General features: G+C 48.1%; 10 protein-coding genes. 3 read left to right on the top strand and 7 right to left on the bottom strand.

The features are described 5' to 3' along the window. Positions 1–12: 12 nt before the first annotated feature. Together HUF13_RS15740 and HUF13_RS15735 are read right to left on the bottom strand one after the other, a co-directional pair. Complete coding sequence (locus HUF13_RS15740; protein WP_173476009.1) at positions 13–2268, bottom strand: hypothetical protein; 2256 nt, start codon at positions 2266–2268, stop codon at positions 13–15. Positions 2269–2277: 9 nt separating this feature from the next. Continuing rightward, a complete protein-coding gene (locus tag HUF13_RS15735; protein ID WP_072830798.1) occupies positions 2278–3021 on the bottom strand; it encodes a carbohydrate binding domain-containing protein in 744 nt (247 codons plus the stop codon). Between the two features lie 327 nt (positions 3022–3348). Here HUF13_RS15735 and HUF13_RS15730 point away from each other — a divergent pair, with 327 nt between their 5' ends. After that, positions 3349–4563, top strand: a complete 1215-nt coding sequence (locus tag HUF13_RS15730) for a glycoside hydrolase family 5 protein (protein ID WP_173476008.1) — start codon at positions 3349–3351, stop codon at positions 4561–4563. A 15-nt stretch (positions 4564–4578) separates the two neighbouring features. Here HUF13_RS15730 and lpxA read toward each other — a convergent pair whose 3' ends face one another. Further along, the gene (gene lpxA / locus HUF13_RS15725; protein WP_173476007.1) at positions 4579–5346 is read right to left on the bottom strand and encodes an acyl-ACP--UDP-N-acetylglucosamine O-acyltransferase; all 768 of its coding nucleotides are present in this window, start codon (positions 5344–5346) and stop codon (positions 4579–4581) included. A 209-nt stretch (positions 5347–5555) separates the two neighbouring features. On the opposite strand from lpxA, the gene HUF13_RS15720 reads away from it, so the two are divergent. Beyond that, positions 5556–6659: a glycosyltransferase gene (locus HUF13_RS15720; protein WP_173476006.1), complete on the top strand. Its 1104-nt coding sequence runs from the start codon at positions 5556–5558 to the stop codon at positions 6657–6659. 143 nt (positions 6660–6802) lie between these two features. Here HUF13_RS15720 and HUF13_RS15715 read toward each other — a convergent pair whose 3' ends face one another. From HUF13_RS15715 to HUF13_RS15700, 4 genes are read right to left on the bottom strand one after another with little or no spacing between them, the layout of a single operon-like run. Further along, entirely contained in the window at positions 6803–8125 is a 1323-nt protein-coding gene (locus HUF13_RS15715; protein ID WP_173476005.1) for a CCA tRNA nucleotidyltransferase, read from the bottom strand. Next, positions 8125–8490 carry a hypothetical protein gene (locus HUF13_RS15710; protein ID WP_173476004.1) on the bottom strand — a complete coding sequence of 122 codons (366 nt, stop codon included), beginning with the start codon at positions 8488–8490 and terminating at the stop codon, positions 8125–8127. Before HUF13_RS15710 ends, HUF13_RS15715 begins: the two co-directional genes overlap by 1 nt. Positions 8491–8505: 15 nt before the next feature. Beyond that, a complete protein-coding gene (locus HUF13_RS15705; RefSeq protein ID WP_173476003.1) occupies positions 8506–10884 on the bottom strand; it encodes a hypothetical protein in 2379 nt (792 codons plus the stop codon). 30 nt (positions 10885–10914) lie between these two features. Beyond that, positions 10915–11526 (bottom strand): RNA polymerase sigma factor, encoded by a 612-nt coding sequence (locus HUF13_RS15700; RefSeq protein ID WP_304039302.1) that lies wholly within the window; start codon positions 11524–11526, stop codon positions 10915–10917. Positions 11527–11686: 160 nt separating this feature from the next. Between HUF13_RS15700 and HUF13_RS15695 the strand changes: the two genes are divergently transcribed. After that, on the top strand, positions 11687–13447 hold the full coding sequence (locus tag HUF13_RS15695) for a thioredoxin family protein (RefSeq protein WP_173476002.1): 1761 nt from the start codon (positions 11687–11689) through the stop codon (positions 13445–13447). The last annotated feature ends 206 nt before the right edge of the window (positions 13448–13653 follow it).

Genomic DNA, 13653 nt, shown 5'->3' with positions numbered 1-13653 from the left:
TAGCATCCTCCCTTAGAACCAGGCCTTGGCTTCGGCAGCAATGTAATGGGAATGCCAATCATTGTCAGAAACGGTTTCATCAGAGTGCGTCATGAACTTGTAACGGAAATGGAGACCCACGCGGTCAGCAAAATCCCAATCAAAACCTAAACCAATCGCAAAGTCCTTGTAATTGATAGGAGCTTTTTTGAAAAAGAAATTATTAACTTCATAAAAATAAGTCGGCGAGCCTTCTTTCGGTTTACCGAAAGGATTTGAAACCTTTTCAATCACGTAAGCCTTATCAGATCTAAAGGTTTCAAGGCCAAGGATACCCACCATGTGGAAAGTCGGCGTCACAGCAACAGTCGGTTCAAACTGACCATAGAAGCTAGTCAAGAGCACGTTAGACTGCTTTTCGGAAACAGCAAGCGGAGAGAAAGATGTCGAAATACCCGACAAGGCAAAGTATCCGGTCATCATAACATTGCGGTCCGTTCCAATCCAATGGCCAATATCGTAGCCACCCATAAAGGAGAGGTAAGAAGACCACTTGGCATGCATAGGAACTTCGGTATGACCGGCCTGAAGGCCGTTTTCATAAGCAGCAAAAGATTCCCACATTTCCCAAGTACCACCATAGAGGCCACCGCGTTGGCGATACATTTTAACACCTTTTTTAGAGAACTTCTCGTTGCCCAAACGATTAATATATCTAGCATCGTCAGATTTGTTACCAGAATCAGCCATGAAAAGCGGCTTATGCTTGGTCCAAGAATTCGTGCTTTCCCACATGTTGCGGCCATTCAGACGGTAATTGAAAGCAATCACGTCCTGACCCGGATCAATCTGGCGGTGCTGAGCGTACTGGAAATCAAAGTAACCACGATTAAAGCTCGGTTCCAACTTGAAGTTGATACCGGCCATATTCGGGGAATAGCGGAGTGCACCTGCATTAAGGTAAGTTTCGTCCTTGCGCCAACCCGGGAAACGGGACGGGTTCGAAAGAGAATACGGAGAATAGAAGCCCGGCTGGAAAAACACGAGTTCAGCAGTCATCGGCCATCCTTCAACATACTTGCTCTGGGCCTTTACATAAAGACCGACTTTCGGATCCGCCATAGCGGAACGGTAGCCTTCCTTATTTGAGGTATATTTTCCTTTCGAATCAGGAATGAAAACCGTAGAATCCGTGATGCTAACACCCACATCAGCCATCAAGTAGAGTTTCGGGGTAACGTTGCCCTTGACATCGGCTGTAATCACATGAGTATTGAGGAGAGTCGGATCGCCACTTTCGGAAAAATCTATCCACTGACTGCGGAATTCACTACCTTCATAGATAGCATCTTTATCGAAGGTCACACCCATGTAGTTCACGCCAACAGTAAGGTTATCAGCAATCTTTTCCTTGGCGATACGGCCATGGAGGACTGTACCACGGAAATCGTAGCCACCAGACATTTCGAGTTCGCCCGTCATACCGCCATACATGCGCAAACCATCACGGGTTGCCATGTCGGCATCAACCGGCTGGGACACGAGGAACTGAGCCTTCATGTCGTACGGGAGCTGATAGAAGTTAGCAAACACGCCACCGAAAGAGCGGTTCGTCCAGAATGCACGACCACCTTCCTTAACGGGCTTAAATGCCTTTTCCTTATAGTAGGTAGAAACGGTCTTTTCGTCTTCGAAAAGTTCGTACTGCCAAACGAAGCGCGGGTTCGTTTCACGTTCCCACATGGTGAGCGGGGAAGCGTTAGCCCAAATAACACCGCCTGCGGTAACATAGGCACCGAATACACCTGTACGGATATCGACACCAACGTTCAATTCTTCGTTAATTGTCGAAGCATAATAGTCCGTAGAGTGGTCGAACAAAACGCGTTCATTATTGGCATTAGACGGAGACTGCGTCGGATTCTTAGCCAAATAGTTCGTATAGATACCACTCAAATCGAACGGGAACATAAGGTTCGTAAACAACGTAATGTAGGAGTTCGGCATGGCGACGACGTTCACATTCAAGATAGCGTCGACACTCGTGCGTGCTCTATCGTTAGCAACCCACGGGCTCGGTTCAGAATACTGGAAATTCTTCAAACGGAAAGCCATGTAACCGGAGACTGCCAGTGGCAGATCGTCCTTACCCAGAAGAGTCGATTCCATGTTACCGGAAAGAGTATCCAACGAAGCATGGAGTGAATCAAGCTGCATTTGCGGAGTAATTGCCCACGCAGCAGTACCGAGGCTAGACGCTAGTAAAAGGGAAGAAACTGTTTTGCGCATAAAATCCTCTTAAATCTCGTTACGGAACGGATAATGAGCCGGGCCTTCGTACGGCTTGCCGTGCTTCTTAATCACGATATCGTCAATCCAAACCTTGAAGGATTCGTTTTCATCCTTGCGGACTTCGAGACGGAAGCCCTTGAAGTTGGACCAAGCAAACGGGAGCATCACTTCGCGCGTGTTCTTTGCATCCCAGTAAACACCGGTATTGCCGAACAGCTTGAGAGGAATGCTGAAGTGCTTCCATTCAGTTGTAATTTCGCCAAGGCTCTTGGAGCGGAGCTTTACCTGGAGGGATTCGCCATTGCTCTTCACGCCATCGTCAACGAGCACGAACAAGGCGTTTTCGCCACCCTGTGCGCCTTTGATCCAAAATTCGAGAACACCTTCTTCCAAATATGGAGTCAAGTCCACGGAACCCGCAATACAAATAGCGACACCGGAGTAGTCACTGGCGATAAGTTCTATTTCCATGGAAAGAGCACCTTCCATAGCATACTTATCCGTGAGTACCGGTTCGGGGTTTTCACGCGGGTACTGGTACGTATAACCACCACCACGAGGAATAGCCTCACGCATGACAACGGTGACAACTTCCTTATCAGGACGGAACGGTTTAGGATCCTTCATGACAAAGTGGGACTGATCACGGTCGCGGTAATCGCTAAAACCGTAGCCAGCGAAAGAAGATGAAGCAAGAAGCATCGCCGCTAGAGCGGACTTCCAAATGGCTTTTTTTAAGTTTCCATTCATAATAGGTACAAATCTCCAAATTCGGATCGTCTACAATATAGCTTGTTTTTTGAGAAATCAACGCACCCGCATTGCAAAAAAGGCTTTGCAAACTTCGATCCATCAACGAAATACCACTATCGAAGCCGCACAAACGCTGGACTCAAGCGTAAACGGATTTTTTCGCGGGCAAAACGTTTACGAATATTTACAAATTAAGGCAATTGACGAACATCACAATGGACTCAAGCGTAAACACAACATAAGCAAGTTTTCATTTTTCTATTTTTGGTTTAAATATAGATTCTGAGAACAGGTATTTATTATGAAACCTTTTTGGGGGTCAACATGTTAAAAAAGTTCTTTACAACCATAGCGGCTGGACTCGCATTCGGGTGCACTTTCTGGGCATGCGAAAGAGGCTCCGCCACAATACCTCAACCAGAAGAAGAAAAAGAAAAAATTGCACCCGTTGCCGTAGATTATACTTTGGGTAGAACCATGAACGCCATACTCGGACGCGGCATCAACCTTGGAAACTCCTGGGATTCAAGAGGTTCAGACGACGGTGGCTGGGGAAACCCTATCGAAGATTCCGATTTTGCCATCATTAAAGCAGCCGGCTTTAACTCGGTCCGTATTCCCGTCCGCTGGCAGGAAACCTCTGATTATACCACACACACTGTAGACCCAGACCGTTTAAACGGAGTTTTAAGACATATTCGACTTGCTATAGCGAATGGACTTGCCGTAGTAGTGAATTTCCATCATTACGACGAACTGAGTTGCTACGGCGGCGGAATGCCCCCTAGCTACCAAAGCAACAACCCGCCCCCTCCTGACGACAACCCCAGGTGCAAATACATGCCCGAAAAATTCCAGGCGGAAAAGGCTCACTTCCTTGCCATGTGGAATCAAGTAGCAACAGCAATGGGCGAATTTGCAGATAACCAGGTCGTCCTTGAAATTTGGAACGAACCGGCCATTCCAAGCAGCGAGCTCGTAAACGAAGTCATGATTGACGCCTATAACGTTATTCGCACAGCAGCACCAGGCAAGACCATCATGTTCGAATCTTACCACTTGGCAAAATTTGAAGACCTCGGAAGCCTGCACTTGCCGCAAGACGGAAACATTATCTTCAGCGGACACTACTATCAACCTTATACTTACACTCACCAGGGTCAACACGGCAACAAGTGCCTTGGCGATGCCGCCTTCGCAAACACGGCATCAAGCGACATGGCTTCATACGCAGCACTTGCCCGCCGTCTTTATCCTGACGTCAACGGCGTAGACCACGTTCCTTTGAATATGGGTGAATTCGGTGTCGCAGGCGGTAACGACATGTGGACATGCACATGGTACGACAAAAACGGAAACCCGGTCCAAGGCGATTGGCCATCTGACCAAAATAAGGCCCGTTGGGCAATGCAAACCGCACAAGCCGCCATCTCTAATGGAATTTCGTTCCATTACTGGGGTTTCGACCACGTCGGCGGTTTTGAAGCTTACGATGGTTCGAATTGGTATCCGGGATTCCCAGACGCTCTGTTGAAATAATTACAGACGCAAAAATTACGGGCGAACCAAAGTGCCCGACCAGTGTTCATCGAAAAAGGCTTGGAACAAAGGTTCCGGGCCTTTTTTCAATTCTTCGATGACTTCTGCAATGGGGCGCTTGCCGCGGTAAAGTTCACGGAAAGCGCGCTCGAAAAATGCAATGCGTTCCGGCGGGAAATCGCTTGCATGGATGCGGAGCGCATGGAGATTCAAGGCTGCAAAGCGGAGCGGGTTACCGAAAGCGCGGCTGCATGGAGGAACGTCATAATCGACCTTGAGCGTACCGCCCACGAAGGCGTAAGCTCCCACTTGGTTGCGCTGCTGCACCGCCGTCGTGCCACCGAGAGTGGCGAACCTACCGATGCGCACATGCCCACCGAGCTGGCAAGCGTTTGCTATAACAGCGCCCTCGCCAATCTGGCAGTCATGCCCCACATGAGCGTAAGCCATTATCAAAACGCGATCGCCAAGACGTGTGCAGCCGCCACCTTGCGCTGTACCGCGATTGAGCGTCGTGTATTCGCGAATAATGCAATTTTCGCCAATTTCAAGGCGGGTCGGTTCACCGGCGTACTTGAGGTCTTGCGGAGGCGCGCCGAGAATCGCACCATCGTAAACGTGCGTATTCGCCTTGATGGTCACACCGCCATACACCCGCACTCTAGATTCGAGCACCACATTTTCCCCGATTTCGGCCCCTTCATCGACAACGCACCAAGGGCCGATAATAGCAGACTCGTGGATTTTTGCAGAAGGATGAACATAAGCGGAAGGATGGAGCATAAGTAGTAGGAAGTTGGAAGTAGACAGGGGCGCCGATGACGCAGGGACAAGTTAGTTGGTAGAACTTAGTGGGTTGTACTAGATTAACAGACCCAAATTTAGTTTTTAGACGAAAGACGAAAGACGAAAGACGAGAGAAATTGTAACTTCGAAGCCTTTTCTAAGTTCTAAGTTCTAAGTTCTAAGTTCTATTTTCTAAATTAACGCGCATGGGTGGCATTATTATCGCATGCCTGACTGCGCTTTACGCATTACTGTTCCTATTTTTCATCATAGGACTGTTAAAGACGCATCGCTATAGAGGCCCGAAAGCAACTCCGAGCGTGTCCGTCGTGATTCCCATGCGTAACGAAGAGGAATTTGCCGAACGCACGCTCAACGCTGTCGCCGCCCAGGATTACATTGGCGAATGGGAAGTCATTTGCGTCGATGACCGCTCCACGGACCGCACCCGCGAAATTCTCGAAAAGTTTGCCGCCACGCACCCGCGATTCAGAGTGCTCAGCCTCTCCCCCGATTTGCCGGTCATTGCAAGCCCCAAGAAACGCGCCCTCGAAAGCGCCTTCAAGATTGCAAAAAACGAGGTGCTTTTGACCATGGACGCCGACTGCATCCCGCGCAAGAGCTGGATTACCTCTATGGCCGGACGATTCGTCGATGGCATCTGCATTGTGCAAGGCCCCAAGCAGAACAACGGCACGCGTTCCATGCCGCATCTCTATCAAAAACTCGAAACGCTAGGCTACACCGCCATGGAAGCCGCCGGTTTTAGCTGGGGTCGCCCGATTGTCGCGAGCGCCGCTTGCCTTGCATACAAGAGAGACCTGTTCTTTGCTGTTGGCGGTTTTGGCGACCTCGTGAATCTTTCAAGCGGCGACGACGACATGCTCATCCACAAGATGATGAAAATTCCGGGAACAAAGGTCTGCTACAACCTCGACAAGGACGCCGTAATCGAGACCGCTCCGGTGCATACGTGGAAGCAACTGTTTAACCAGCGCGCCCGCTGGAGCAGCAACGGCACAAATTATGAAAGCAAGGCCTACATTCTGCTCCTCACGCTCATTTACACATACTACATCTGGATGTTCTTAAGCCCGTGGTGCGCAATATTCTTGGATTTCCCGTGGGAGTGGTGCGTGTTCAGCATTTTGCCCAAGTTTATCGTAGACTTCGTGTTCCTCATGATTGCATCGTGGAAGTTACACGCCAAGCGCAAAATGCTTGCGTTCTTGCCGGTGGAACTGATTCAAATTCCGATGATTGTGTTCTGCGTACCCGCAGGAATTACCGGAATGTTCCGGTGGAAATAAAGGCGCCAGAAAAGCGAATGAAGCAGTCAAAAAATATTTGACTATTTCTGAGCTCAAGAGACAACGCTTTAGCGTTAAATAGGCTTGCAAGCAATCCTGCTTCACTCGCCTTACGCAGTTGTCTAAGTTCTAAGTTCTAAGCTCTAAGTTCTACTTCTCGCCCACGCGATTGCGTCTTCGGCGTTCTTGATTTTCCCATCGAGTTGCAGTTCAAAGCTCTGCTTGATAATCTCACCCATTTGCTTGCCCGGCTTGAAACCCATTTCCATGAGCATTTTGCCCATGAGGAACGGCTGCGGTGCAGCCTCAAGCAAATCAAGATCCACAGCGGCTTGCCACAATTTTTCGGGGAATCCGGCATCGCCAGCGTAAAATTCGCGAGGCGTACACTTCACGAGTAGGCACAATAGCTTTAAGCCACCAAGCTTCACCGCCAGGCGACGAAGCGCCGGCGCATCATTCACAATCGCAAAATCAAGTTCGCTATAAGACGTCAGCAACAGCGGAACGATTTTCAGCAAATGCGTTTCGTTGGTAATGCGCTCCAAGAACTTGAGCGAAGTTTCCGGATTTCCGCTAAGGAATGCTGCAAATGCAAATTCCATGGCCTGAGCTTCCGAAAGCGGCGCGCATTTAGCTTCACCAACCGCCTCAGCATTAACATCCGCGAGACTCCTGCGCAAGGCTTCCATGTTATCGAGCATTTCGCCCAACGCCTCCCAAGAATCACGGAGCGGGAAAACTTCTGGGAAAAATTCATTGAGCCGAATGTCCAAAAACGCACGAAGTCCCATTGACGGTTTGCCGGGCTTCAAAAGCCACTTTTTGAATTCTTCAAAAAGCCTTTCGATAGAAAGGTCGGCAAGCGAAAGCGTCTTGCAAAGTTCAACCGTCTCGGGAGCAAGTGTAAGTGCAAAGCGGCTCGCAAACTGCACACCGCGCAAAATGCGCAAAGAATCTTCGACAAAAGCAGGCCCCACATGGCGCAGCAGCCCCTTCTTCAAGTCGTCAATTCCGCCATACGGATCGCAAAGCTTAAGCTCAGGCAACTCCATACCCATCGCATTAATCGTAAAATCGCGACGAAGCGCAGCTTCCTTAAACGAAAGTTTCTCGTCAGTATGCACCACGAAACCGCGGTGCCCATAACCGACTTTACTTTCTGTACGCGGGAACGAAAAATCAAGCGAAAGCCCTTTCATCGCCAAATGAATGACGCCAAAAGCCTTCCCGACCAAATTCGTACGGCCATACTTCTTTAAAATAGGGACAAGTTCATCTTGCGTGAGGTCGTAAACTTCGACATCGTAATCACGGCAATCCTTGCCCAAAAGCGCGTCGCGCACCCAGCCGCCCACTAAAAAAGCGCGGCCTCCAGCTTCACGGATTTCGCCTGCAATAGAAAGCAAACGTTTGGGCAAATCTGGTTCAAACGGTTTGCCCGCAAGAGTCATTATGCTTGGCATTACTTGGTTGCCTCGACAGACTTGTAGCGGTCGTAAATGCTTGTCGTTTTTTCTTCCGAAGAATCCTGCAACAAAGTCGATACAGGAATAACGCTCTTGGATGTATCGCTTAACGAAGAACCTTCCGTATTGGCAAAGCGTTCATAAATGCTAGCATTTGTTTGTCCGGATTCGTTCTTCTTTTTCGCTTCTTCCGCACGGCAAGTGCGGAGTTCATTTTCAATATAAGCACGTTGGTCCGGGGAATACGTCTGCGTACTTAAGCGGTACTCGATTTCTTCGCAAACAAGTCCCTGACGTTCGCCGGCACAACCAACGATCCATACAGCGGCAAAAAATAACGCAATTCCAACAAATTTATTCATAACGTCTATACCCCATTAGTGGATAATCAAGAGCTTCCCCTTTCTCACCTTGGTTCCGCCACGAATAACATACTGATAAACACCAGGCGCCACAAGGCTTCCGTTTTCCATACGGCCATTCCATTCAGCACGGCCACCAGAAATTTGATTACCGCTCAGCGATACAACCAGCCTACCGCCTCTATTGTAAATATTGATGACTGCATCATCAGCAACATTGACAAACGAAATATACGGCTGGAGCTTCGGACGGAACGGAATGGGGTACACCTTCACATCTTCGTGGGCATTATCAGTCATGTTCTTTTCGGTACCGCGCACGTCGTCTCTTTTGTAACCGGTAACTCCATTGTCATGAGCAAACCACACCATGCCAAGTACCGTATCTACAGCGACATCTTGAATTCCTTCGCTAAGGAGACCATGACGGGTTGTAAAATGCATCACAGACAATGTATCCGGGCTTGTCTTGCGCGGGGTCAAGCGGTATGCACCTTGCGATTTTGTTCCAACCCACAGATTGCCACGGCTATCGACATCAATACTCGTATAGTCTGCACCGGTAAGGCCATTGGTCGAAAGAGGCGTTTTCAGGTCTTTGTCATCTTTATCCCAATACACCAGCGTTGACGCAGTGACCATCCAAACATAATCCGTAATAGGTTCATAAACCAAGTCTAGCGGAGTCGATTGAGCGCCAGAATACGTTTTTCGATAAGACGTATCGACCTTAGAAATATTCCCTCCCATTTTATTAACTGGCGGGAAAACAAACACATCCAAGCCACCATTGGCATCGGTCGATGTCGCTTCACGGGTCCCCACATAAACAACCCAATTGCCATTTTCGTCAACACGAGCAAACATCGGTCCACCAATAGTTGCAGACCCGACATTTTTCGCACAAGATACTAGAGGACCTCTCTCATCTTTACCATTTTCCACATATACTAAGCTATAACCTTTCTTCGATGCCGAAGTGGTTAAATAGCCATTATTATTCGGAGCCGGAGTAGATGACACCGCTAAAATTCCAGCAATACTCCCATTTGAATTGCCTTCAAAATAATTATCCATGCAATATTTATCACGATTAGGTACGCCATTTTTATCTTCACCGCGTAAATACAACTCTGCTGTAAGCATATCGGCCCAACCACTATATACGGCATATCCGTCAGCCCAATGGTGATAAAAAGTTCCTCCATCAGGAAGCACAGACAATGTTTTCAAATTATGAGCACGGGCATCAGATCCATTTCCACTCATCGCCGCATATGTAGGTTCGCTCCATACATATTTTTTTTCATCCCACGAATAACTAAAGTGCGAGAATCGCCCCTCTTCGGTCGCCACCAATACACCCCCTACAGGAAGGGCCTGAAGTTCATAAGGAATCCCTAGCGGGAACGGCTTATATTCCGTCAAGTCCGTAAATTTTCCATTATCGTAATAGAGGATAATTTCAGGGCCAGCCAAGATTGCCTTGCCAGACGGAAGCAATGACACCCAGCGCACTTTGGACTTGTAACAATAGTGAACTTTAGATTCGCCCTTAACCACGAAAGAATCACGCTCGTACAGAATCGAGTCCTTCAACGTCTTTCCACGAATCATAATCAGCGATTCAGTTTTGGTATCTACAGAGAACGTATCGAGAAGAGCGACACGCGTCTCACCATCCTTGTCCCAGATTCTCATGCCTTCCGTGGGGAAGGTCTTCATTTCACCGTCTTTCCAAGCGATAGACTTGATAGGTTCATTGTTAATCGAAGCATTCTTAATAATCTTCCAGGAATCCGGGTCATACAATTGCACATCGGTGTCCAAATTTTCCCAGTCCATTTTGCGCATATAAAGACCGCCACCCGCAGCAATAATCAAGGAATCACCATGAATATCCATAGCAGTTATCGGATAAGCGGAAACGTTGATATCAGCAATACGTTCCACCGTGAGTATCGACGTCATAGTTCTAAGATTAAAAAACGATAGGCGATCCTCAAAAGCAATTACCAGAACCGGGCCACCCAAAAGAGCCAATCCCGGAATAACATGAGTATTGTTGCCCGTATAAGAACGGCTCAGCACTTGCCAAGTACCATTCGGCAATATCGTTGAAATAACACCGGACTCGCTTACCGCAAAGGCTCCAAGATCAGAAATAGCAACGGCACTCATCGACTGCTCACCAAGGCCTTTCGATGTCGTGAAGACGTCGTCGAGATTTTGCGCCCTAAAACGGAGACCTCCCCCCGTTGATAGAAGCAAGCCATCACCTGTAGGGATTGCCGCCTTTATCGGGAAAGGGCTTGAATAATTGAACCACTGGTCTTGTGCAAAAACCGATGAGGCAATAAAGAAAATGCAAATAAGATTAAGCAGATATTTCACGTTATAAAATTACGAAATTTTAAGAGCTTTTCAACCAGTAAATTCAATAATTTCTCGCAAAGACGCATCACGTCCCGTAATCATTTTAATTCGCTCTTTCTGTATTGCCATTTTCTCCTGCATTTTCAGGAATGCCGCCCGCCTTCGCTGAGCCAGGCACCCCCTAGACAGCCCGATCAATTGGCTTAAATCACGGAGGCTAAAACCACCCACAACTGAAAGTTCCACAATCATTCTTTCGAGCGGATTTAACGCTTCCAGTAAAAACGAGAACTCTTTCACCGCCGCATCACCAACATCATCTTCAGGTTTGACATAGGCATCAGCCCAGCGCGCGTCATAAACAGCCTTGGGCTCCATTAGAATCGAAAACGGTATTTCATGTACCATTTGCCTTTTGCGGTAGTCATTGTAATGGCAATGCAAAAGTACCGTCTGGAGCCACGCAAAAAGATGGACTTGATTGTTCAGCGAATCTGCTTTTTTACAAAACCGGAGAGCCACGTCCTGAAACAAGTCGTCCGCTTCGTCTTTTGTCGCACACTTTTGCAAGCACAATTTGTATATTCTATAGGAATATTTTTTCCATACTGCCCCAACCCAATTAGGAGTACGATTACAAAGGATTTTCTTAGAAGACATAAACCTTTTCCCAGCATTTTCAACTTCTTTTAGCGAGAATTAATTTATGAAAATTTTTAACAAAGTTTTAAAATTTAAAAATTTTGCAAACAACAGTTTGCAAAAATCGTTATTTTGTATTACATTGTTTGCAACGCTAGTTTTTGCCCAAGAGTTCAATATGAACAACATGCCGCCTCCCGAAGCAAGTTTGCACTATTCCGCAGGTGCATTGGCAAAAGGTTCAAGCGTCACCGTAGATATCACCATTCCTGACAACTGGCATGTAAACGCGAATGTTGCCGCCGATGAATTTCTAAAACCTTCGTCTATCGAAATTTCGGCGCAAGGGATTCACTTTGGAGAACCCAAGTGGCCTGAGCCACTTAAGGAATACAGCGAAGCTCTGGACCTTGAGAATCTCGTTTTTAAGGGACATTTTCAAATCATGCTCCCCATCGAAGATATCGACGCCAAATACGATAGCCTCACCACTTCGGCAACGTTCCATTACCAGGCATGCGACAATTCCATTTGCCTTGCTCCCTCGAAAGTCACGTTTGGTGTAAATACAACTGAATTTGCAAAGAAAAGTAGCTTGCAGTCGGTACCCTTAAAAAAAAACGATAACGACATCCAAAGCGCCCCAGAAACTACACAAGAACATTTTGCCGAAGAAAGTTTCGCAGGCACACTGATTTTACTTTTGTCGGCACTGCTTGGCGGCATCATCTTGAACCTCATGCCGTGCGTTTTGCCGGTCCTTTCGCTCAAGCTTTTTAGCCTCATCAAGCAAGCTGGCGAAAGCAGAAAGCGCCTCCTTACTTTAGGCATCGCCACAACCGCAGGCATTCTCACCAGTTTCTGGGTTCTCGCAGGTATTGTTGCAATAATCAAGGCTGGCGGCGGAAACGCGGGTTGGGGAATGCAGTTCCAGAGCGCAGGATTCATCGCATTCATGGTTGTAATCCTCACGGCTTTTGCCATGAGCTTCTTTGGAGTTTTCGAAATTTGGATTCCCGGAAGCGCAACAACTCGCATGGATTTCACGAGCCGAAAGCAAGGTTTTGCAGGCGCTTTCTTTACCGGCGCACTCCTCGTATTGCTCAGCACGCCATGCTCTGCCCCATTCCTCGGAACCGCCATGGGTTTTGCATTCACGACATCGACCCCCGTACTTTTCCTGTTCTTTACCGCAGCAGGCATTGGACTTGCGCTCCCCTACATGCTCGTAAGCGCGTTCCCGAAAGTCTTGAAGGTTTTCCCAAAACCGGGCGCCTGGATGGTCACGCTCCAGAAAATCATGGGCGTTCTTTTGCTCGCCACAGTCGTTTGGCTCTTGTGGATTGTGCACGAACAGGCCGGCAACTTTGGCGTCGGCATATTTGCCGCCATTTCGCTATTGAGCATCGCTTTGAGTTTTGCCATCGGGAACATCGCCCCGCCGGGTGTTGCATTTTTCCGCGAAGTTCTCGCCGTTGGAGGTTCCGTCATCCTCCTCTTTGTAATCTGGTTTGCATTCGCCTCCCCTAAATACGAAGACGAAGTCAATGCGAGATTCAAGGCAAGATCCGTTCAACTCGTCACAGAAGACGGATGGTACCGCTATACGCCGGAACTTATTGAAGATTTTGCCAAGGCCAGTCGCACCGTCTTCATTGACGCTACCGCCGACTGGTGCCTCACCTGCAAGGCAAACGAAGCCGCCGTCTTGAACCGTGAAGATTTCAGGCGCGCCATGGATAGCTTAAACGTAGCCCTCGTAAAAGCCGACTGGACTCGCGAAACGCCCGAAGTCACAAAACTTCTCCGCAGCATGGGCAAATCTGGCGTGCCCGCTTACGCCATCTACCCCGCCGGCGACAAGAGCAAACAAATTGTATTGCCGGAACTCCTCACCACCGGCGCGATTGTGGAGAAGATTGTGGGCAGTGGGAAGTGACTTAAGGCGATTCTTCGCTTTTTTACAAATTCAACGAAAACTGTATGGATCCTCGCAAGGCGAGGATGACGCGATAACAATTGACACGAAAAAGCCCCGTCATAATGTGAACTGACCCCAAGAAGTTGGACAGTTTAAAGTTAGGATAAAACAGCGTTATGAGTCCGGTATTGTACCGGGCTCATTCCTTTTAGGCGTAATTTTAT

Origin of the sequence: Fibrobacter succinogenes (assembly GCF_902779965.1) — a bacterium.
GTDB lineage: Bacteria > Fibrobacterota > Fibrobacteria > Fibrobacterales > Fibrobacteraceae > Fibrobacter > Fibrobacter succinogenes_F.
The sequence above is the reverse complement of the archived record's forward strand: the minus strand, read 5'-3'. Positions and strand labels throughout refer to the sequence as shown.